This is a genomic window from Rhizobium sp. CFBP 8762 (genome assembly GCF_014841565.1).
Classification (GTDB): domain Bacteria; phylum Pseudomonadota; class Alphaproteobacteria; order Rhizobiales; family Rhizobiaceae; genus CFBP-8762.
In genome coordinates this window covers 214,457-235,283 of sequence record NZ_JACYUD010000004.1, presented here as the reverse complement: position 1 = coordinate 235,283, position 20,827 = coordinate 214,457, and the positions used below count along the sequence as shown (strand labels likewise).

The 20,827-nt window shown below is 51.8% G+C and carries 16 protein-coding genes and 8 pseudogenes; 7 read left to right on the top strand and 17 right to left on the bottom strand.

The features are described from left to right. Positions 1 to 71: 71 nt before the first annotated feature. The 3 pseudogenes from IFT84_RS21790 to IFT84_RS11760 all read left to right on the top strand — a co-directional run. Positions 72 to 625: pseudogene (locus IFT84_RS21790) on the top strand (hypothetical protein); the annotation flags it as partial. 1 nt (position 626) lies between these two features. After that, positions 627 to 1,123, top strand: a pseudogene (locus IFT84_RS11765) (DDE-type integrase/transposase/recombinase); the annotation flags it as partial. A 39-nt stretch (positions 1,124 to 1,162) separates the two neighbouring features. Further along, positions 1,163 to 1,699 (top strand): annotated as a pseudogene (locus IFT84_RS11760) (ArdC family protein); the annotation flags it as partial. Here IFT84_RS11760 and IFT84_RS11755 read toward each other — a convergent pair. From IFT84_RS11755 to IFT84_RS11745, 3 genes and pseudogenes are all read right to left on the bottom strand, one after another. Further along, positions 1,696 to 2,187 carry a helix-turn-helix transcriptional regulator gene (locus IFT84_RS11755; RefSeq protein ID WP_192119535.1) on the bottom strand — a complete coding sequence of 164 codons (492 nt, stop codon included), beginning with the start codon at positions 2,185 to 2,187 and terminating at the stop codon, positions 1,696 to 1,698. The pseudogene IFT84_RS11760 and the gene IFT84_RS11755 overlap by 4 nt on opposite strands. A gap of 299 nt (positions 2,188 to 2,486) precedes the next feature. Next, positions 2,487 to 3,546 (bottom strand): annotated as a pseudogene (locus IFT84_RS11750) (IS630 family transposase). A gap of 66 nt (positions 3,547 to 3,612) precedes the next feature. Further along, positions 3,613 to 4,543: pseudogene (locus IFT84_RS11745) on the bottom strand (IS481 family transposase). A gap of 525 nt (positions 4,544 to 5,068) precedes the next feature. Between IFT84_RS11745 and IFT84_RS11740 the strand changes: the two are divergent. Then, positions 5,069 to 5,343: pseudogene (locus IFT84_RS11740) on the top strand (IS1595 family transposase); the annotation flags it as partial. Between the two features lie 120 nt (positions 5,344 to 5,463). On the opposite strand, the gene IFT84_RS11735 reads toward IFT84_RS11740, so the two are convergent. From IFT84_RS11735 to IFT84_RS11675, 13 genes are read right to left on the bottom strand one after another with little or no spacing between them, the layout of a single operon-like run. Further along, complete coding sequence (locus tag IFT84_RS11735) at positions 5,464 to 6,657, bottom strand: MFS transporter (RefSeq protein ID WP_192119533.1); 1,194 nt, start codon at positions 6,655 to 6,657, stop codon at positions 5,464 to 5,466. Between the two features lie 11 nt (positions 6,658 to 6,668). After that, entirely contained in the window at positions 6,669 to 7,280 is a 612-nt protein-coding gene (locus IFT84_RS11730; RefSeq protein WP_192119531.1) for an NUDIX domain-containing protein, read from the bottom strand. Between the two features lie 13 nt (positions 7,281 to 7,293). Then, entirely contained in the window at positions 7,294 to 8,193 is a 900-nt protein-coding gene (locus IFT84_RS11725; protein WP_192119529.1) for a substrate-binding domain-containing protein, read from the bottom strand. Beyond that, on the bottom strand, positions 8,190 to 8,876 hold the full coding sequence (locus tag IFT84_RS11720) for an HAD family hydrolase (RefSeq protein WP_192119527.1): 687 nt from the start codon (positions 8,874 to 8,876) through the stop codon (positions 8,190 to 8,192). The genes IFT84_RS11725 and IFT84_RS11720 overlap by 4 nt, the downstream gene beginning before the upstream one ends. A gap of 40 nt (positions 8,877 to 8,916) precedes the next feature. Further along, on the bottom strand, positions 8,917 to 9,813 hold the full coding sequence (gene mtnP / locus IFT84_RS11715; RefSeq protein WP_192119525.1) for an S-methyl-5'-thioadenosine phosphorylase: 897 nt from the start codon (positions 9,811 to 9,813) through the stop codon (positions 8,917 to 8,919). A 42-nt stretch (positions 9,814 to 9,855) separates the two neighbouring features. Continuing rightward, positions 9,856 to 10,971: a fatty acid desaturase gene (locus IFT84_RS11710; RefSeq protein ID WP_192119522.1), complete on the bottom strand. Its 1,116-nt coding sequence runs from the start codon at positions 10,969 to 10,971 to the stop codon at positions 9,856 to 9,858. Next, positions 10,961 to 11,656: an HAD family hydrolase gene (locus IFT84_RS11705; protein ID WP_244651194.1), complete on the bottom strand. Its 696-nt coding sequence runs from the start codon at positions 11,654 to 11,656 to the stop codon at positions 10,961 to 10,963. Before IFT84_RS11705 ends, IFT84_RS11710 begins: the two co-directional genes overlap by 11 nt. Then, complete coding sequence (locus IFT84_RS11700) at positions 11,653 to 13,017, bottom strand: FAD-dependent oxidoreductase (protein WP_192119519.1); 1,365 nt, start codon at positions 13,015 to 13,017, stop codon at positions 11,653 to 11,655. Before IFT84_RS11700 ends, IFT84_RS11705 begins: the two co-directional genes overlap by 4 nt. After that, positions 13,017 to 14,120 carry a DegT/DnrJ/EryC1/StrS family aminotransferase gene (locus tag IFT84_RS11695; RefSeq protein ID WP_192119517.1) on the bottom strand — a complete coding sequence of 368 codons (1,104 nt, stop codon included), beginning with the start codon at positions 14,118 to 14,120 and terminating at the stop codon, positions 13,017 to 13,019. The genes IFT84_RS11700 and IFT84_RS11695 overlap by 1 nt, the downstream gene beginning before the upstream one ends. Continuing rightward, the gene (locus tag IFT84_RS11690) at positions 14,117 to 15,109 is read right to left on the bottom strand and encodes a DegT/DnrJ/EryC1/StrS family aminotransferase (RefSeq protein ID WP_192119514.1); all 993 of its coding nucleotides are present in this window, start codon (positions 15,107 to 15,109) and stop codon (positions 14,117 to 14,119) included. The genes IFT84_RS11695 and IFT84_RS11690 overlap by 4 nt, the downstream gene beginning before the upstream one ends. Beyond that, positions 15,106 to 16,260 (bottom strand): DegT/DnrJ/EryC1/StrS family aminotransferase, encoded by a 1,155-nt coding sequence (locus tag IFT84_RS11685; RefSeq protein WP_192119512.1) that lies wholly within the window; start codon positions 16,258 to 16,260, stop codon positions 15,106 to 15,108. The genes IFT84_RS11690 and IFT84_RS11685 overlap by 4 nt, the downstream gene beginning before the upstream one ends. 1 nt (position 16,261) lies before the next feature. Continuing rightward, positions 16,262 to 17,272: a Gfo/Idh/MocA family oxidoreductase gene (locus IFT84_RS11680; protein ID WP_192119510.1), complete on the bottom strand. Its 1,011-nt coding sequence runs from the start codon at positions 17,270 to 17,272 to the stop codon at positions 16,262 to 16,264. Then, on the bottom strand, positions 17,272 to 17,829 hold the full coding sequence (locus IFT84_RS11675; protein WP_192119508.1) for an NUDIX hydrolase: 558 nt from the start codon (positions 17,827 to 17,829) through the stop codon (positions 17,272 to 17,274). Before IFT84_RS11675 ends, IFT84_RS11680 begins: the two co-directional genes overlap by 1 nt. A 475-nt stretch (positions 17,830 to 18,304) precedes the next feature. Here IFT84_RS11675 and IFT84_RS21470 point away from each other — a divergent pair. From IFT84_RS21470 to IFT84_RS11665, 3 genes and pseudogenes are all read left to right on the top strand, one after another. Beyond that, positions 18,305 to 18,817, top strand: a pseudogene (locus IFT84_RS21470) (IS630 family transposase); the annotation flags it as partial. After that, a complete protein-coding gene (locus IFT84_RS21465) occupies positions 18,709 to 19,203 on the top strand; it encodes a transposase (protein WP_342212864.1) in 495 nt (164 codons plus the stop codon). The pseudogene IFT84_RS21470 and the gene IFT84_RS21465, both read left to right, overlap by 109 nt. Positions 19,204 to 19,360: 157 nt before the next feature. Next, positions 19,361 to 19,989, top strand: a pseudogene (locus IFT84_RS11665) (IS5 family transposase); the annotation flags it as partial. Between the two features lie 32 nt (positions 19,990 to 20,021). Here the strand turns inward: IFT84_RS11665 and IFT84_RS11660 are convergent. Further along, on the bottom strand, positions 20,022 to 20,807 hold the full coding sequence (locus tag IFT84_RS11660; RefSeq protein ID WP_446737591.1) for a Tn3 family transposase: 786 nt from the start codon (positions 20,805 to 20,807) through the stop codon (positions 20,022 to 20,024). Between the last annotated feature and the right edge of the window lie 20 nt (positions 20,808 to 20,827).

Sequence of the window (20,827 nt, the reverse complement as noted above, 5' to 3'; positions counted from 1 at the left end):
CGAAATGTACGCGTTATCTACGCACTGCTTCGGGCTAGCTGTCCTCAGTCCTAGGACAGAGGACAGTGTTTATGAAGAGCCAAGATATCGTCGTCCTGCTAAAGCTGGTAAGCTTTAAAGACCAGGAACTTACCAAGGGCATTGATCAGTTGAGATCGGTATCCGTGGGGGGGGGACCTATATTCTGTTCGGAACCTAGAGGCGCTACTCGGGATCAGCAAGACCGGAATAGCGCAGTCGATCAAGCGCAGTGTCGCATCAGGCGTCGCGCGAAAAGACAACAGCAAGAACGAGCCTAAGCCAAGCCGAAGGAACCTGTTCGGCTTCATTACCACCGGGCTAAAGTTCGTCTTCCCCGCCCAAGTTGGGCCAATGCAGTGCGGCATACTGAGTGCCTTCGCAGCACCTATGCTCACGGAACTCCTGATCAGCGGCGGGACGTACAACTACGTTTGGCCCTATGCCAGCGGAAGGGAGATGGGGCAGGCGGTGGAGCCGCTCTTCAAGACCGTGCTCGGACGCGGTTTTGAAGGACGACGCACTCTATGAGTACCTCGCGCTGGTCGATGCGATCCGGCTCGGGAACCAGCGGGAAGTTGGTCTCGCCACCGACCACCTCAAGTCANCGTGCGCAGAAAATCGCGTTTACACAAATGCTACGCATTTGCGCGGATGTCATCGACGTCTTCGCTCGTCGCATCGTCGGCTGGCGGGCGAGCCGGACAGCACATGCAAGCTTCGTCCTCGATGCGCTGGAGCAGGCACTTCATGATCGGCGTCCCGCTCATGGCGGCGGCCTCGTGCATCACTCGGATAGGGGCGTTCAATACGTGTCCATTCGCTATTCCGAGCGATTGGCAGAAGCTGGTATCGAGGCATCTGTCGGAAGCGTGGGCGACAGTTACGACAACGCCCTCGCCGAAACGATCAACGGTCTCTACAAGGCCGAAGTCATTCATCGGCGTGGACCATGGCGCAGCTTCGAGGCGGTGAGTTCGCCACCTTGGAATGGGTCGATTGGTTCAACCATCGACGGCTTCTGGAGCCTATCGGGAATATACCGCCAGCCGAAGCCGAGGACCGGTATTACGCCATGCTGGACGAACCAGCCATGGCCGCATAACTTGACCGAAATGGCCTCCGGCAAACCCGGCGCAGTTTACACACCGTCTTCAACGTCGAGCAGATTGATGGCCTACCCGACCGCTTCAAGAGCCCGATTGAAGACTTTCCGGAAGGCTCTATGCCGCTCCTCGGGCATGTCAAAGACTTTATCGGTCGAACCGGCGCGAAGATTACCTACGACGGCAAGCACGCCTGCTATCGTCCAGATCCCAACGACATCGAGATGCCCGCACGTGAACGCTTCCTAAGTGGAATCCATCTTTGCAGTACGGTTTTTCACGAACTCGGTCACTGGACTGGCGCTAAACAGCGTCTAGATCGCAATCTTTCCTGCCGGTTCGGGACTGAAACCTATGCCGTGGAAGAGCTCGTTGCCGAACTCTCGGCAGCCTTCATATGCGCAGACCTTGGCATCGAGCACGACCCACGCGACAACATCGCGACGTATCTGGAAAGCTGGCTGAAGGTTCTCAACCAGGATAAGCGTGCGATCGTCACAGCCGCTGTTAAGGCTCAGGCCGTTGCTGACTATCTTTACAGCTTGCAGGATGAAGGAAATAAGGAGGCCGCCTAGCGGTTTTCAGTCTTCACTTTATCAAGGCGATCCTCAGGTGTTATACGTGAGACGATCCCGATAAGATTTCTGACAGTCTCATGCGGTAGACCTCGTATAAGGTGCGATAATTCGAGGTGATCCTTCGCCTCCTCGGGCGTACGCCCGTAAAGATGAGGTGCGGCTGCAAAAAGCATGTCGATCGGCTGAAAATCAAGAAGCTCGCACAAGTGGATCATCCTTGTGACTGTAATCCTCGAGAAGGCACGCTCATAGCGACCGTATACGGCTGTTGAGAGACCGACGATGGAAGCGAAGTCTGCTCTAGTGAGTTTTTCGTCTTCGCGAGCTTTGCGCAGAAAGACTGCAAGCTTTTCGTCCATTTCCTTGAAACTCACAATACCTTCGAAACCTGGCCGGCGACAAAGCATTCGGTCTACTTCGTCGTCGGTGATCTCAACTAAACCTTTCGAATTCTTATATTTTTTTAGGTCCCGCGTTTCCGACATCGCCCTCAGCCTCAATCCGCCTTACGAGCAGCATTATGTTCCAAGCTGAACCAACTTGGTGCCATTCTGTTCCTATGAATCACAATCATTTTTCTTACCAATTTGCGGGTGAACTGCACAATCGGCGGGAAGTTGCAAAGTTAGCCACATTGGTGAACTCGGTGTTCATGCGTATATATCCTCCACAAACGGAAAATAACGTGCTTATAGGAATATAAAGCTATTTAGGTTTTATTAAAGCTAGGGTAAGAATCTTATCGTTGCGCCCGAAGATGCCCTCTAATACGCGTCCTCATTGATCAAAACCCATTCGCCCATTGTCTGCGTCCGGTAGACATGACGCGCCATGGCTGGCTTTCGAGCTTTCGCCAGGCATCGCAGCAGTGAGCGACGATGTCGTCGTAGGATTTGAAGATCCTGTTTGAAAGCCAGTTTTCGCGCATGAAGTGCCAGAGGTTTTCGACGGGATTGAGCTCTGGCGACTTGGGCGGCAACGGCAGGATAGTGATGTTGTCGGCACGACGAGATTGTTGGACATGTGCCAGCCAGCCTGATCCATGATGAGGATGGCGTGCGCGCCATCATCGACATGACGGGCGATTTCGGCGAGATGCCGGGTCATTGCGTAGGTGTCACACCATGGCATGACCAGCGCGGCCGCCTTGCCGAGCTTTGGCAGATCGCCCCGAAGATATAGGCTGATCTCGTGCGTTGATCATGCGGGGCGGACGGCCTGGAGCCTCGTTTTGCCAGCGACGGGTGATCTTGTTCTTCTGGCCGATCCGGGCTTCATCTTGAAACCAGATTTCTAGTGGCTTGCCTTGAGCGGCTCCGTTTGCGATCTCTGCCACTGCAGTGAGGAAGCTTTTTTGAAGTCCTCAATAGCTTGAGGGTCCTGCTCATGATGTTTGGGGCGGGCAGCGAGCTTGCGGTAACCCATGGCACGCACCTCCCGGCTCAGCGTCTGTTCGCTCACCGACACACGAAACTCCTCCCACAGCCACTGAGCCAGATCACGCAGGCGCCAGCGTACGACACCGTCGAGATAGGGCGTTGGGCCTCGTTCTATGGTCTGCGCCAGCGCCGCACGTTGCTGATCGTTCATCCGTGGCTGTTGACCGGGAGCCTTGCCAGTGACCAGACCTTGGGGGCCGCGTTCGTTAAAGCGCAGGACCCAGTCCCGAACAATCTGGAGCGTGACATTGCCGAGACGGGCGGCATCTGAACGCGTGCCGCCATCATAGATTGAGGCGAGCGCCAACAAGCGTCGCACCTAGGGGCTGCATCCTTCGTCTGCCGCGCCAGCCGCCGAAGACGGTCTCCATCAAAATCTTCACGTAACAAAATCCCGGATCGCATCATAAACCTCCGCTTTGCCCCAGAAATTCAGATTCACCGCGATTTGGGAAGCCCAAAGAGTCAACATCAGCAAGGTGGCGTATAAGTGTTCAGTCCCGGCATTTGTTGGATTGGATCGATGATGAATCGATCCTGTTCGAAAGTCCATTGTTTGCAGATAAATTCGTAGGGCGTGAGACCCTTTAGCGTCTTGAGCCTTCGCCCGAAATTGTAGGCTTTGATGAAGTCGGCGAAATGCTTTTTCAGTTGCGCATGATCGTTGTAGTGGAAGCGCTTGACGGTCGCTTCCTTGATCGTACGGTTCATTCGCTCGACTTGCCCATTGGTTCATGGGTGCTTCACCTTTGTCAGCCGGTGTTCGATATTATTCTCGTCACAGACCCGGTCGAAGATATGCTGGAAGGCATATTTATGCCGCTCCTGATTGGTGAACTGGATGCTATTATCGGTGAGGATGGTGTGGATGCTGTAGGGCACGGTGGCGATCAGATTGCGTGAGGCAATTGGGCGGCATTCATCTTCCCGGCTTTGGCATAGAGTTCGACGAAGGCGAATTTGGATGTCCGGTCTATCGCCACAAAGAGATAGAGTTTGCCCTCGGCCGTCTGTACCTCGGCAATATCGACATGGAAGTAACCGATCGGATAGCTCTTGAACTTCTTCTTCGGCTCCTTGTCGCCCCCGACCTCCGGCAGGCGGGAGATGTCGTGGCGCTGCAGGCATCGATGTAAGGACGAGCGTGTCAGATGTGGGATTGTCGGCTGAAGGGCATAAAGGTAATCGTCAAAAGGAAGCAGCGTGTGCCTGCCAAAAGCGACAATGGTGGCTTCCTCCTCCAGTGACAGAACTGTCGAATGCGGCTCCCTCGTCCGGTTGGCAAATCGGCCAGCGATGTCCGCTTCCTCGGCTTCGCCACGGTCTTCTGATTGATCCCATGCAAGGTTGTTAAAATCTTAACAACGGTGAGAAAACACGATACGACAGTAGTCCTAGTCACAACAGTAAGACAACACGATGTGAACGTAAAATAACATTACATGGTACGTCAACTAGGATGTTAAGATCGAAAGCACACTATGCCTATTTAATATGTATACATGAAATTGTCCTAACGTGCGTCTGTAGCGTGTTGATAAATGGATTGAGCCAGTCACATTTAAAAACCACACGACCTATCGTGTGGCTTCTCGTGTGAGCGTTTCATTGCTTTGAAGCCGATGCGTAAGCGTCGGTATCAGTGGGCGAGAAGTTGGAAGAAAGGAGTTTGATTTCTGTAGTAATATAGGTGGCCAGAAAAGATCGAACGCATCATCGCTGATGAGCCAAAATCATGAGGTCCGCGGCTTGGGCCGGATGGTTACCAACGATCCGAACCTTCTCTTCATCCGACCAATCCCGTCGGCGACGAAAATGGTCGGCCGGTAAGACCTCAATGGGGGAAATGACTGTAGCGAATGACATAAGGCATGGACTTAAAGCCAATCAGCAAATCGGGGCAGACGGCCTTCGGCGGAGGGATACGGTTCGCCGAACCATAGCCAGCGTTTTTCACCACATCAGCCCGGAACTCGCTGACCTGTATTTTCACGAAATAGGTTTTCGCTGGTCCCAGCGCGTCGTGACGGGTCAAGTGGTTCGCAAGAGCCGAAGCGGCAACGAAAGTACCAAGGCACTCTGGTCACGAATCCCGCCTGCATTACAGTTGCAGCAGGTATTTCGCGTTGCTGTAGGCGGCCAGATGCGCCGCAGCCATTACGGGGCATCGCCATCAAATCTGCCGTAGCTGTCTTTGGTTGATAAAAGCGGCGTGCCTGTGGGAACAGACCTTGTTCCCACCCTTACTTGTCGCAAAATACAAAAATCTGATTGCCGCTCTTCTCTCAACTCCGCCTCGCAAATGTCATTCTTGGACAGACACTAAGAGTTTGCAAGCCGCGTTTTCATTCTTGTTGCTACTGCGAACATCAAGAGCATCAAGAGCGGTAGGGCAGAAAGAAGACCCAAAGCATTTTCTAGACCAATTGACTCGCTGAGTTGTCCGAGGAGGATTGGAACAGTCAGAAGTGCGAGCCCAACGGCTTGCGTTGCGCCTGCCGAGATTGCCCTGGTGTGTTGTGGTGCATATTCGTTCGCTGTTGCCAAAATCAAAGGGAAGAAATTTCCAAGACACATCCCTGCAAGGGCTAACGCAACCATTGAAACACTGAATAGTGGTACGGCCCAAAGTGCAAGAACGCTCGCGCCTCCCAGAAAGATCATTGCGACGAGAGTTACGTTGACCTCAAAAAACGCAAGAAGACGGCTAACCAGAATACGTCCACAGACAGTTCCGCCGAAGAAGACAGCCATCAGAGTTACGCCCGTCTCCGGACTAGTATTTAGCTTTTCCTCGAGAAATTGAGCGCCCCAGAAGCCAATTCCCCATTCGGTTGCGATACCGAATAAAATCATTCCCACAAGCACTAGAACTGGCAAGGTGACCTTTCCTTGTGTAGTAGGTTTGGGGTGAACCAATGCCTTCGCTTGACCCTCATGCTGTAGATGCAATTTTCGACTGAAGAACATCAAAATTCCTAGCAATATCGCTGGAACAAACATTGTTTCGCGCCATCCAAATCCGAAGCTCGACACCGTTCCGATCACAAGTGGTCCCACAAAAACTCCTAGAGCGCCGAAAACGAATGCCTCCGTAACAGCTATACTCTGGTTTTCTCCATGATGGCTCGCGATTGCTTCTTGTATGGAAATCTGAACAGCTCCCACGCCCACACCTAGCGCGAACGCGAGAAATAGCATCATTGAGTAGGTGGGTGCAGAAAAAAGCGCCGCCGTCGTCACCAGTACCAGCGCACTCGGTACCAAAGCCTTAGTCGCTGACTTCTCTCTAAAGAGCCAAGCATTTAGATAAGGCGCGACGAATAATCCAGCCGCGTAGGAACTGAAGTGCCAGCCAATCTCGGCTTTTGACATGTTCATTTCATAACGGAGAAACGGCATAATAGAACCAAGGATGGACTGATTATAGCCCAAAATTGCCATCATGAAATAAAGGTAAACCGTGTAGAAATCCCTAGTGATTTTTCGCTTCTGCCGAAGCTTGTTTTTTGTCATCGCGGTCCCCATCAATCCACAAGCTTACACAGACCCTTTATCGCCGCGTGCTGAAGCAAAATAATTGTCTTCGCATCGATGATGCGCCCGTCGTCGATCATTGCCAGCGCCTCCCGAAAACGCAACTCCATTACCTTGATGTCCTCACCCTCATTGAGAACACCGCCTCCTTCGCTGGTCCTCATCGATTGAGTATATGGCGCGATGAAAAAATGCAGGCGTTCGGTAACAGATCCAGGGCTCATATAAATCTCGCCGATTTTCGTGACGTTTGAGAGAGTCACACCTGTCTCTTCTTCGGCCTCTTCGCGGATTGCTGAAATGGCATCACGTTCATCGAGAAGCCCTGCGCAGGTCTCGATTAGATCGTCGTTATGTCCTGTAACAAAAGCAGGCAATCGCCACTGACTCGTCAGGATCACTGTATTATGTTCCGAGTTGTAAAGCAGAATTGTCGCTCCGTGTCCGCGATCATAAGTCTCCCGTGTGAAGTCCTGAATACTGCCGTCTGATCGCGTAAATCGGACATCATACTTCGTCAGCTTGCCCCAGTCGTCCGCCAGGACTTTCGTATTCTGGATTTCGACGGTGCGTTTTTTTTGAATTGGCGTTTCTATATTCATTCCATTTTTCCATTTATGCTTTCATCATTGACTGAAATCGAAGAACATTGCGGTCTCGTTCCGAAGCGGCGCGAGCTGCATCGATCATAAAAAGATTATCGGCCGCTTCAGCGAGGACAGTTTTATTGTGCTTTAAGAAGAGGTCCATCGCACTTTGAGATTCAAGCCACCGTAAAACGTGACTGACTGCAACAGCTTGTTTCGAGTTAGATAGTTCACCATAGACTTCAGATTCGCACCCCACGACATCGCAAGGTTCCAATAGCTGCAAACTGTTCATCTGGGACAAACGTTTGGTAACCGCAATCTTTACGGTGACACCAACGGCAACTTGGCCGTCGCCTACTGCTTCGGCGGCACGCCAAGCTGAGCCAGGGAACTCGGCGACGTTGTTGCAAATCGAGCGGAGCAGGCTCCAAGTGGACTCTTGGTCGCCGTAAGCCTGCAAAATTGTGTTTAGTGCGAGAAACCCAGCACCAGAGATCGCTGGGTTTGGGAAATAAACCCGATTCTTTAGCGATGGATCTGCGAGATCTTCCCATGTGGAAACGTCTTTCCCGATCGACGAAAGCACTTTGGCGTCCAAGACAAAGGCGGTAGAAAATCCTGTAGGCCTGACGTAGCCGTCGCCTCTCCCAAGTCGGTTCGATACGATCGAAGCCAATCCCTTGGTTTTAGATGCCGTGTCCGACCAACCTAGTATTAGGTCAGCGACAGGGTGATCGCGTTCTTGGATGAGTCGATCCGTTAACACCGAAGTAGGCATACGCTCGACTAAAATCGCGATGCCGGGTAATACATTCGCCATTGCGTCGAGATAGTCGGTGAGCTCATAGGGCTCAAATGAGCTATAAGCCTTCAACGTTGCTGTTTCTCCCGTGCCTGTTCTAGTATTAATCGTAACTGAACTCATCGGGGGCTCTCCGGGACAGGTTGAGCGAGATCGGTCAGTTTCCGCCACAGTTCCGGGGCCCGAAAATCAGCGATAACGCACGACGCCCCTTTGTCACGAAGTTCGCGCTCTTCAAGCCCGCCTAACATACCAAATGTGTGCAGGCCCGCCGACGAAGCTGATTGAACCCCAGGCCCGGAATCCTCAAAAGCTACTGCGGTCGATGGGTCTACGTTCAAGAGCCTCATCCCTTCTTGATAGGGAAATGGATCCGGTTTCGATTTTAACAGTTCAGCGCCAATTAGGAGAAAGCGAATGCGATTAATTAGTCCCAAGCCGGAAAGCATCATTTCGGCATTGTCACGCGGAGCATTTGTAACGACACAGATACCTATCCTGTTAACATCAGCCCAATCAAAGACATCAAACAGACCGGCTTTGGCTTGCAGAGGCCCTGTCAGAAGACCCCGGAACAGTCTCTCCTTTTCTTCCCCCAATTTCCATTGCTTGGCGGCGCTTAGCTCAGGGAATAGTCCTTCCATAATTTGTTCGATCGGTGCGCCCATTATCTTAGTTCGATAATAGTGCTCCGTAACGGAGCGACCGTAGCCAGAAAGCAGGATTTGAAATGCTTCTAAATGTAGCGTGTCAGTGTCCAGCATCGTTCCATCAAGATCGAAAAGTAGGCCAGCGGTTATGGGCATCTTTGTCCTATCTAAATATTTTATCTTGAGCGAGAAAAGCTCAGATTATGCTTTCATTGTCCTCACCCAGAACTCTTTTTAAGAGAAAGTTCAGCTTCTTTTTACTTTCCGAGGGAATTTGTGAAGTATCTGTCATGATCGCGCCATCAAGTGCGTAGTGGCAATGGCTAACGCATTGTGATGTTCGTGCAGAAAGCCGCGGAACCAAGTCCGCAAGAAGCTTTTCCGCGTTCATCGCATTTTGGGCCATTCGCTTACTCACGAGATCGGCTGTCACGGCACCATGATCGGGATGCCAACAATCAAAGTCCGTGACCATGGCAATCATATTGTAGCACATCTCAGCCTCGCGGCAGAGCTTTGGTTCCGGCATTGCGGTCATACCAATCACTGTTGCGCCGAGGCTTCGGTGGAATTCGGATTCTGCCTTAGTAGAGAACTGTGGCCCCTCCATCACCACATACGTACCTCCAACGTGATGGGGTATTGACTGATCTCGTAGAGAGGAAACGATGACCTTGGAAGTATCGGAGCAGACCGGTTCAGCAAAGCTGACATGGGCAACGATTCCATCCCCAAAGAATGTCTTCTTCCGGAGGTACGTCCGATCGATGAACTGGTCAACCAGAACGAACGTTCCTGGAGGTGCGTGTTCGGCCAGACCGCCGACTGCCGATAATGAAACGACTTGCCGGACACCAAGTAGTTTCAATGCGGTGATGTTTGCCCGTGCATTTATTTCTGAAGGAAGCGTCGTGTGGCCTAAACCGTGGCGACGCATTACCACCACTGGGACGTCGTGGATGTTACCCGTGATCAATGGCGCGGACGGCTGCCCAAACGGGGTCTCCACAGCTACCTCGGCAACATCTTTCAAGATTGCCATCGATTGCATGCCACTGCCGCTAATTATCCCGATAGTATGGTGACCGCTCATCTTTGTTCCTCTCCATGACAGGCAAGACGGCTATCCGCCGCGTCAATTTATGGTCACTTCACTGGCAGTCGCCGGCCGAACTAATCGATGGTAGAGTTCCGATAGCGCGGCTGGTTGACCATCGAAACCGAAGAGCATGCCGCTGGAAATATACTGTGTGTACCGCGGCTCCCGGACTTTCAAAGCACGATCGACCTCGGGCAAGTATTCCGACCGCACAAATGGATAGATGTGATGGGCAAGATGATATGCGTCCGACATCGGGAAAATGAGATATCGATGGATGATTCCGAAAAGTCCCGGAAAATCAGTTGCGCGACCATGTTCGTAGTCATGTGCCCTTTTGTCGGCTGTTGGAATGTATGTAGTATGCCAGCGATGCTTCGAAAGTAGGGACCACCAAGCAAACAACGGATAGATTAAGAAAACCGGAATAATCCATCCGACCACGAGTGCCGACGGTCCACCAATAGACAAGTATAGACCGATCACGGAAACAGTAACTAGGACTCTCAGAAAAACAATGTAGGAAGAAGAGTTCTCAAACATAGCGTCCGATAGATTCCCTTTCACTGTCGCAAGAACACCTTTGGGGCTGATCGGATAGAACAGGGCCATCACAAAACCGAATGTCGTTATTCCCGGCACCATACCAGCCCGAATAACGCGCTTCAAATTCGGATCCTTACCCGGAATATCAGCGTTCGGATGGTGGTCTTTGACATGCGTCTGAAATCGCGAATCCATATCTCGTTTTACTGTCGGGAATTGGAAAAAGATGTTCCCCAACACCCATTGGAGCGATTTTGATGGGCACAACGCAGCATGCAAAGCGTTATGTCCGATCTCTTGCAAAGCCCGCATTCGACCGCTCGCCACGACCGCGAGAAGGGCACCAGAAAATAAATTGTAACTAGTCCAGCGGAAGAACAGGACCGCAGAAAATATTTCCAGCCAACAATACAAGAAAGGCAACGGAGACAGCCAATTATCGAGGGGCTTGTAATATCGCTCTGTGATGCCTGTATTTGATGCAAGCTTCAATAAAGGCAGTATTCGTTTACCGTCTCGATAGTAGAACCAAACGATTCCACGAAATAGAAAACTCAACGCAAGAGCGCAAAGCAATACGGGTTGCAAAAAATTTTCAGGCAACATTCGCAAACCTCCTCATGTCGGTTCCTGGAAAGTGGTGTTCAAAGAGCGCGACTAGGCTTGGAAACACCGCACCGTGATACTGAAGGAGTCGCTCACGGGACTGATGACCGTGCGAAACAGTAGCGACACGCCATCCGCAAATCCGTGCAACCTCGATATCGTGGTCAGTATCGCCCACCATGAGGGCGGCTTCTCCGGGATGGCCGAGAACCGTGTCGAGGCGCCGGGCAAGATCAAACTTCCCGTCAGCCTCCGTTCCATCAAGGCCGAAGCAGTGTGAGATGAACCCGTCTAGGTGATAATGCTCGAGGTTGGCATTGAGCGTATGTTGTTGGCTTGCTGAAAGCACGGAGGTAGGAATCGCAGAATTGGCCGCCCACAAAAAGCATGCTTCAGCGTCTTGATGCAGCTTGCAGGCGTTAAGGCCCCGATTAAAGATGCCCAAATATACCTCAATTAACCGCACAAAGGACATCTTATTAAAATCAATCCCAAGACCCTCATAAAATGTCTTTACAGGGAACCCGAACTGCTGGCGGTACATCGAAGCATCAATGTGCGGAAGCCACTGCTCATCCAAGACCGTGTTGACGCTCTTCACAGCTAAAGCAATGTCGTCCACTAAGGTCCCGTTCCAATCGAATATAATATGAGAAATTTTAGTGTCTCTGCTCACTGGGATCATCTTGCACGCAAGTTAAAAAGCCGGGCCAGAGATTCGGTCGCGACCGAAATCAGGACCCTAGGGTGAAAAACGGTGTGCTCACCAGCGACGAGATTATTAGATTTGAGAAGCGCAATCGTGATCGTGCGACTGTGTGCCGACGCAGCAATCAATGCGTCAAAATATATATTCAAAAGCTTGCCGGACCACTTGGGCCTTATTCCGAGCTCAGGCAACCTTTCATCGCCATCTTTTGCTTGTTGCCACGATCGCTCAGTCACCGCGAACAGACGTTCAAATAGCGTTTTCGCTTCAATTTTGTCCGCTAGATATGAGTCAATGCACGCCTCTAATGTTTCAATCTGCATCGCAGAAACGCTCATACCTTGACTGTATATCGGGTTGATAGAGCAGAGTGCGTCACCAACAACCAAGTAATTTCCGGGCCAGTTTGACATTTTCTCATAGTGGCGTCTCAAGCTTCCAGGCAGGCGAAAGCGCTTAAATTCACTAATTGGCTCCAGCTTACGAACAGCGTCATGAAGGTCTGGTACCGAGAGTGACTTGAGGTGTTCTAGGAAACTCTCTTCGTTAAGTTCCGGAAAAGCACCCAACCAGCCACCTGTTGTAACCATAAAGCGGTCGCCCTCGATTGGACTTATCACCGCCATTTTACGCTGGTCCGGCAATTTGGGTGTACAAAGTAAGACTGTCCAATTTCTTGCATCTGATGCACCGCGCTTGTAAATACGAGAAACATATCCAAGGCGCGAGATGACTTGTTCTTCTTTGACCACCCCATACCCGAGCTCTTTGACCCACGCCGGTGACCGGGTTCCGCGGCCGCTAGCGTCTATGACGAGGTCTGCCGAGAGCTCTTCTGTGACACCATCAGATCCGATAAGCGAAACCCCCGTTACTCGCTTGGATTCGTCGTCGTGAACGATTTCGCTAACGGTAGTGTTCTGGCGTATGCTAACATTAGGTAGCTCCGCAGCGCGCTTTCTTAGTGTATGCTCAATAAGCGTTCTGGAACAATAGTGGGCGGTGAATCCAGTCGGCCAACGGTGTTTCCACCGCCCCGCTAAGTGCCACATGACACCGTGCGAAAGGTCGACGATTTCTGCGCCGCCTTCCTCAATATTTGTAAGAAAACCAGGATAGAATGATTCCATGATCTCACGCCCACGCTGCAGAAGCAGATGCACGTGATGTTCTTGCGGGACAGTTGATCGAGGAGTAGGGCCTTCTGGAAGCCTGTCCCGATCCAGTATTACAACTTCCTCAAACCGGCTCGCCAGCGTCTTCGCGACAAGACTGCCGGCGATACTGGCACCGATCACAATTGCTCGCCGGAACTGCGAAGGATTGGAGGAGTTCATCACAATCCTTCCTTTACTGCCGGTCGGTAGGAATTGAGAATTTCAATGATCTCGTTTGCTGTTTCGAAATCAACCTCTGGGTGAACGGGGATCGTCGTTATCGACTGCAACATCTTCTCCGCGTTCGGGCACGAGACCGAACGATCATAAAAAACGGGATACTCATACAGTGGCTTGCAGTTGTAGTTCGCTATGTCTGACGGTACGCCATGATCTAGCTGGTGGCGAAGAAGCTGTCGGTTGTTGCCTGACACTTCGCGTACGATCAACTTCGTTCCACCAGGGGTTCCGCCTGTTGTTATTGGCAGTACCTCCAAATGCGGATTGTCTAAACCGTTAGTAATGTGCCGCATAATTGCTTGTCGGTGGACCACATCAGATTCCAGTCGAGGCAGCCGGGAAACTCCGAGAGCGGCCTGCAGCCCGCCAAGCGCGTAGTTTAGACCGGGATTTGCGGATTGCGGATTGTTTGGATGGCAAAACTTACGAGCCTTGGACGCGAGGTTAGGATCATCCGTTAATACAACGCCACCTTCTCCAGTAACTATGTTCTTGCTCGAGTGCGTCGAGAACGTTGCCGCGCCTGCGTATTTGCAGAGGAATTGGCCATGTAGTTTGGTTTGGTGCGCAAGTGCGACATCGACAAGAAATTGAAGTTTATGTTCTTTTGCAAACTTTTCGGTGGCGTCCGCGGCGATCGGGTAGCCCCACATCGGTATGTCGATTATTGCACGTGTCATCGAATCCAAGCGAAACGCCGCATGGTCCACACTCATCGAAAAGTCGTCCCGGCAAATATCGCAAAAGACGGGCTCCAGTCGCATAAATGTCAGCGCATAAGCGGTGCACAGCGGGCAGGTTGGCGTCAGCAGAACCTTATCGCCTGGTTCAAGGCCCATCGCACTCAATGCAACCACAAGTGCTCCAAAACCTGAGGAGACAGCGATCGCTTCACGAACACCAAAATGCTCCCGCAGTTGATCCTCATAGTAGCTCACTATTGAGGACTGACCTGATATGCTGGTTTCGATCGCTTTGCCAAGGAAGGCGGTTTCATTTGGTCCAACTGGGTCGAACCGATCAGTTAACGACAGTGAGTTCACCGTGTCCTCCCTACAAAGGTGCTGCTGACACCGCACCACCGTGCTGCTGTCGCGTGAGCATTCGGGCAATCGCGCGCAAACTGTCTCAACGTCGGTAACCTGTTGCTGAGCTCAAGATATGCAAATTGGCATTCACCACTCCAATTCGCTACGGCGGCTCGACATGCGACCACTGCTCCGCCGACTATCCCGTTGAGCGAGCTTGAAGGACACAGCACAGCAATACCCTTCGTACTTATGTTCTCTGACAGCGCACAGAGATCTTGTTGATGAATCGAAAGTTCCTTTGGCAAGGCTTTGAGCCGCTCCAGCCCGAAAGTTGCCTGAACTGGGCTGAGCTTTTGATTGATGCCAAGGTGAACACCATCCAAGTCAGAAAACCGCGTATAGCTTTTCGCTTTCGCCGCTAGCGTCACATCTCGAAAGAATATGGCGCCACCTTCGCCAAGAGATAAGTCGGACCGTCCCTCTGCCATGGAAAGAACCGCGACATCACAATCCGCTGCTAAGCGCGGTGTAGCCATCAAAGGTCCAAGAAAGTTGGTAATGTCGAGGACCAATGGTACCAAATTAGCGCTTGTAAGCGACCGAAGGCCCGCAAGACTCTCCGGGTACCCCCAAGGTAAGGAAACGATCACGGCCTTTACACTCGAAAGCAAACGCTCTGCGATCTCTTCCAGATTTGGAAGGAAGCTTGTCGGAGAGAAGTCGGTGTAAATAAGTTCGATGCCCGCATGGAGTAAGGCGAAGATATTCCGATAGCACAGCGCGGGCGAGACAATGACTCGATCGCCCGGCTGCAAACCTAACGCTCCGATCATTACGCTGATGGCACCACTCTCGGAAGATGTGGCCACGCACCGCTCAAAACCGGTAAGCGATGCAAGTACTCCTTCGAATACATCAATCTGCTCGCCTTCGATTTCCCCATAAAAGGCCGACATTTCAACAACGGCTTGCAATCCGATTTGGTCGAGAACCACAGTCATTCTGCCCCGTCCTTGCGCCCGAATATGTCGTGCACAGCGGTGGAAATGATCGACATGTCGTCGGTCGATAGTCCCTCGTGGCACGGGACCGTGAAAATGGTTTCGATAAGTTGTTCAGCGTTCGGACAGGGTTCAGCATATTCGACAAATGCTGGCTCTTTATAAAGCGGTTTGTAGCCGTAGCGTGTTGTGTCGGAGATAACGCCACGCGCTGCGAGTTGAGCGGCCTTGGAGCGGCATGATCCGCCGAGATAACGAAACACCATCGAGTATCCGTTGACCTCGGCAGATTGGAACCGATCGAACTCTTTAATATCGGATAAATCAGCGAGTTGCTCCCGCATCGCCGTTACACGTTCTCGCCTTTCTGCGATTTTTTGTGCGAGGCGGTTAAATTGGTTGATTCCGAGGGCAGCACATAGCGGCGAAAGTTTGAAGTTCGTACCAACAGCCTCTCCGAGCCGGTACTGTCTATCGCGGTTCGACGCTACCAGCCCGTGATGCTGCCATGACAACATTTTCTCGTACACAATTTCGTCTCGGACAAGGCAAAATCCGCCCTCTCCGGTACTTACTAGTTTTCGCTCATGCGTGGAAAAGGTTGCTACATCGCCAAATAAACCAAGATATTTGCCATCGGCTTTTGTACCGATCGCATGGGCGCAATCTTCGATAAGTGCAATGTTATGTTTTTTGCAGTATTGAGCGGTTTTCTCCATCGACAATGGATAGCCCCACATCGGAACCACAATCAGCGCTTTAATCGGATATCTTGAGCGTAGATCTGATAGGTGGTCGAGGTCTGCAGAGAACGACCCTGTTGCGACGTCACAAAAGACTGGTGTCGCGCCGATCGTAATAATTGGTAATATCGTCATGATTGGCGCAGTAGGCGGAAGCGCAACGTAGTCGCCTGGACCGACTTCAAGACTACGTAGGGCAAGCTCAATTGCGATTGTGCCATTTGCACAAGCCAGCGCTAAGTCTGTTCCAAACCATTTGGCAATTACTTTTTCATAGTCTTTTATAATCGGGGACTTCCCTGAGAAACTGACTGTGTTGAATGACCCTAGAACAGCGTCAAGGTCCGATTGAACAAAATTTATGTGCAGGTTCTGAAATGTTTTGTTCGGGGCTTGCTGGTGGTTCATTTTACGAGGCCAGTTCTTTTACGATGGTCGGATTACTTTGGCATTGGGCTTCAATTTCTTCCAGGCAGCGGAACGTTTCATGCAGCGTTGCAAAGGCGGTAGACGATCCTGATGCGCCCCTGTTCGCCCGGATGGTAGCGATAAAATCTTCGATCTCACCGCGGAAACCTGAACGATCAAAGCCTGAAGCAAGTGGGCTGGGCGTCCATGAGTCACGCCACTTCTTCTGCTCGCCGTTGACATAGGTTTTTCCGATTTCGGACACCGTGATGTCCCACATCGAACGAGCAGTCACATGGACCGTGTCGCGACAGATTGCATCGAAATCAAACACGAAGTGTGGGGAGGTATTACTAGTAATCAGGCTACCATGAGCGCCACTTGAGAAGCGCATCACCGTGGTAAAAATAATGCAATCGCCATGGTTGTCGTGAACAACGTCTAATTTATCCACTGGTCCACACAGGTAAATTAGCATGTCGAGGCCGTGAATGGTTTGTGCATGGAGAAATGACTTGAGCGGACTTGTGTAATCCCACAGGCACCCAGCTGGCTTGTTTGCTAACTGACGCAGCGATATCGTGTTAAAATGGCCGCCAGCAATCTCCGATAACCGTTTTGTCACTTCTGCAAAACGAAAATTCATGCCAACTGCTGTAACAATATTTTTTCGCGCAGCTTGTTCGATTAAGTCTTCGACCTGAGCCATAGTCGAGGCTAGCGGCTTCTCTATGAAGACCGGAATGGATCTTTCAATCGATTCCCTTGCAATTCGAAAGTGTTCGTTTGGGTAGCAAGCTGCGACAATGGCATCGGGCTTAGTAGTGTCCATCATCGCTCGATAATCGTCAAACACAATGTCATTTCGGATACCGCAAAGCGCAACTGCTTCTTGTCTCTTACGAGGATCAATGTCGCAAATGCCTGCAATTTCGACGCCGAAAAATGTCCTCCAGGTTGGGAGGAGGTATTCCCGCATATGAGCGCCAAATCCGATGAAACCGATTTTCATTACAGCTCCAATTTGTCCTTGAGGATGAGAACCGACTGCATCGCTGTGACGCTCGGCAAGCTGGCAATGTCAATCCACGCAACAGACGTTGACTCTGCATTTCCAAGTGTTGGAAGTGAACGATCGGCCTCAAACATGAAACGTATATCAAAATGAAGGTGCTCTTCTTCGCTGGCATTGGCTGGGATCGTGTGAATGTCGATGTCGAAGATTTCCCCGCTCGTTAGCTCTAGGTGACTGAGGCCGGTTTCTTCCTTGGCCTCTCGCCTTGCTACGCGAAGGACATCGTTGTCGCCATCACAATGCCCGCCTGGCGGCAGCCAGAAATCGAGCTTCCGGTGGTGCATCATCAGTGCATGGGTTCGGCTACCGTCAACTATGAACGCTGTCGATGTAATGTGCCCGTACTTCGTTGACCGACCGAACGCAATTGCGCCAATATTGATAATATCTCGCACGCGCCGAGTATTTTCGATATCCCTAGAAGATTGCACTCTATAAGAGTAAATTGACCCGCAGCCGAACTCAATGCGCTCTCCTATGCATAGAGTGTTCATATGTGTTCGTCCCGCCTAATGAAAGCTAAAAAATAATATATAACATACAAATCAATATCTTAAGCGAATGTCGAACACAATTTGGAAAGCACTTATGGCGAGAAAAATTCGGTTGCATTCGATTTATTGTTCCCCTATAGCCTGTACGGTAGGTTAATTGTGTAGAGCTGTCAATTACAAAAACGCAATCAATACCTGCAATTGGTGAGTGAGATAGCAACCATAAAATGATTAACATATAATATCTCTAATATTAAGAGAGGAAAATTTGAGCAATCCTCTTCTAAATGTCTAGTCTCTTGGAACTAAAATAATCATCATTTTGTTTTCTTCTGCAGCAACAGTAGGAGGTCGAGTGATCATGAGCAGGCGAGCGGACATTTTGACGCTGAGTGAGGGAGATAGGGATTTTCTTGAATCCCAGGTTCGTTGATACAAAGCACCTCGCTCGCTTTCAGATCGATGCTGGATAGTCTTGTTTCGTGCAGCGGGCCTTTCCAGCAAGGATGTTGCCGACCGGCTCGGTGTCCATGAGCACACGGTTGGCAAGTGGCGCCGCCGTTTTGCCAAGGATGGCATTGATGGATTGACTGATGAATACCGGGCGGGTCGGCCGCGGACCGTCTCCGATGTGCAGGTTGCAGAAGTCGTTGAACGGACACTGAACACCACTCCGAAGGATGCCACACATTGGTCCATCCGCTCTATGGCAGCAGATCGCGGGCTGTCGCACACCACCATCCGTCGGATCTGGAGTGCATTTGGTCTGCAGCCGCATCGCTCGGAGACATTCAAACTGTCCTCCGATCCGTTGTTTGTCGACAAGGTGCAGGACATCGTCGGGCTCTACATGTCACCACCGAACCGGGCGATCGTGCTGTGCGTCGACGAAAAATCGCAAATCCAGGCGCTGGATCGCGAACAGCCAGTTCTGCCCATGGCGCCGGGCGTAGCAGAGCGGCGAACCCACACCTACGTGCGCAATGGCACGACGTCGCTGTTTGCTGCGCTCGACGTTGCCACTGGCGCTGTGATTGGCAGTGTTACAAACGTTACCGAGCCAGCGAATTCCTCGACTTCCTGAAGCGGATTGATGCCAAGATACCCAAGGGACCGGATGTGCACCTGGTCATGGACAATGACGCGACCCACAAGACGCCGAGGATCAAAGCCTGGTTAGCACGCCGTCCGCATTGGCATATTCACTTCACACCAACTTCCGCGTCCTGGATCAATCAGGTCGAGCGATGGTTTGCTGAGCTGACATGCAAGCAGTTGCAACGCGGCGTTCATCGTTCCACCGCTGAGCTTGAGGCCGACATCGAAGCCTTTATCAACACACATAACGAGAACCCGAAGCCTTACAGATGGTAAAATCCGCGGACCAAATCCTTGCCTCCGTCAAACGATTTTGCCAAAAAACAAAGAGCCGAACTTCAGATTCAGGTGACTAGGTCGTGGTGACGATTTAAGGTTTGGGATTCCCAAAGGTGTGCAAATGAGATTCACACTGACTTTTTGGAGGTCGGTGATGGATTGCGATGCCCTTCGGGATGATCAATGGGAACGGATCAAGGGCTTTGTGCCAGGTGGCACCAAAGGCAAACGTAGTCCTCGCACGGATAATCGAACATTTCTGGATGCACTGTTGTGGATGGCCCGTTCGGGAGGACGCTGGCGCGACCTGCCAGAGCGACTTGGCGACTATCGCTCGGTCAAGCGGCGCTATTATCGCTGGATAGAGATGGGCGTTCTTGATGACATGCTCGCCGTTCTGGTGCGCGAAGCAGACCTCGAATGGCTGATGATCGACAGCACCATCGTGCGCGCCCATCAGCATGCAGCCGGAGCCCGCAAGGAAAAAGGGGGGCGGATGCCCAAGGCCTGGGTCGGTCGCGCGGCGGATTGAGCACGAAAATCCATGCAGCGACCGAAGCGCTCGGCCTGCCGATACGCCTGATCGGCACTCCCGGGTAGCGCAACGACATCGCCTTGGCCCACGACCTTGTCGAGGGTATCGAGGCCGATGCAATGTTAGCCGACAAAGGTTACGACGCGGATCATCTCGTCGAAAGGATCGCAGAAATAGGAATTGGTGTCGTCATTCCGCCAAAACGGAATCGCGAAATCCAACGTGCCTATGACACTGAACTCTACAAGGGGCTCCGTGGGCATTTCTACATTAATACACGCTAAGGGAATTTGAAGTTGTTTGGATTGAAGCGGTTAGTGCGGAGTGGCCTGAAGCGTTCGAGGGGGCGATCAATTTCGTTCCAGAGGTAGTCGCCGGTGAGCGCGATATGCGCCCAGGGTAAGGGTGCCACCTGGGAGAGCAGTTCGTCCGGAATGATAATGCCCTGGCTGCGTGTATAATCGACGGCGCGGCTGAGATAGACCGTGTTCCATAGGATGATCGCGTTGACGACGAGGTTGAGGCCGGACGCCCTGTAGGCCATGGTTTCGGCGACGCGGTTGCGGAGTTCGCCGAGCTGGTGTAGAAAGATAGCGCGTGCAAGAGCGTGACGGCTTTCGCCCTTATTGAGGATCGCATGCGATCTGCGGCGCAATTTCGTATCGAGCAGCCAATCGCAGATAAAGATCGAGCGCTCGATCCGGCCCATTTCGCGCAGGGCTTGGTTCAGCCGGTTTTGTCGCGGCGACGCTGCCAGCTTCTTGAGGATCACGGAGGGCGGCACCAGTCCTGCAGCAATCGAAGCCTTCAGCCGCAAGACCTCATCCCAGAGCTGCTCGACGACAGCCATGTTGACGGTTCCCGCGATCAGCGCATCAAGCGGTTCGTACGTCGGATGGCGATCGATGACGAAGAGCCTGCGATTGCCGAGATTGCGGATACGGGGAATGAGTCTGTAGCCGAAGGCATGGAACATCGAGAAAGTCGTTTCGGTGGCACCGGCTGTATCGGTCGCGTGCTCATGGATTTCGACGGAGCTTTCGTTGTGAAGGAGGCCGTCGAGCACGTAAGGGGTGGATTGAAAGT

What these genes read in the sequence shown, in the direction of transcription:
- IFT84_RS11705 (WP_244651194.1), bottom strand. Translation starts at nt 11,656, where the DNA reads ATGATCCCAGTGAGCAGAGACACTAAAATTTCTCATATTATATTCGAT.
- mtnP (WP_192119525.1), bottom strand. Translation starts at nt 9,813, where the DNA reads ATGAGCGGTCACCATACTATCGGGATAATTAGCGGCAGTGGCATGCAA.
- IFT84_RS11675 (WP_192119508.1), bottom strand. Translation starts at nt 17,829, where the DNA reads ATGAACACTCTATGCATAGGAGAGCGCATTGAGTTCGGCTGCGGGTCA.
- IFT84_RS11725 (WP_192119529.1), bottom strand. Translation starts at nt 8,193, where the DNA reads ATGAGTTCAGTTACGATTAATACTAGAACAGGCACGGGAGAAACAGCA.
- IFT84_RS11730 (WP_192119531.1), bottom strand. Translation starts at nt 7,280, where the DNA reads ATGAATATAGAAACGCCAATTCAAAAAAAACGCACCGTCGAAATCCAG.
- IFT84_RS11685 (WP_192119512.1), bottom strand. Translation starts at nt 16,260, where the DNA reads ATGAACCACCAGCAAGCCCCGAACAAAACATTTCAGAACCTGCACATA.
- IFT84_RS11720 (WP_192119527.1), bottom strand. Translation starts at nt 8,876, where the DNA reads ATGCCCATAACCGCTGGCCTACTTTTCGATCTTGATGGAACGATGCTG.
- IFT84_RS11690 (WP_192119514.1), bottom strand. Translation starts at nt 15,109, where the DNA reads ATGACTGTGGTTCTCGACCAAATCGGATTGCAAGCCGTTGTTGAAATG.
- IFT84_RS11680 (WP_192119510.1), bottom strand. Translation starts at nt 17,272, where the DNA reads ATGAAAATCGGTTTCATCGGATTTGGCGCTCATATGCGGGAATACCTC.
- IFT84_RS11710 (WP_192119522.1), bottom strand. Translation starts at nt 10,971, where the DNA reads ATGTTGCCTGAAAATTTTTTGCAACCCGTATTGCTTTGCGCTCTTGCG.
- IFT84_RS11755 (WP_192119535.1), bottom strand. Translation starts at nt 2,187, where the DNA reads ATGTCGGAAACGCGGGACCTAAAAAAATATAAGAATTCGAAAGGTTTA.
- IFT84_RS11700 (WP_192119519.1), bottom strand. Translation starts at nt 13,017, where the DNA reads ATGAACTCCTCCAATCCTTCGCAGTTCCGGCGAGCAATTGTGATCGGT.
- IFT84_RS11735 (WP_192119533.1), bottom strand. Translation starts at nt 6,657, where the DNA reads ATGACAAAAAACAAGCTTCGGCAGAAGCGAAAAATCACTAGGGATTTC.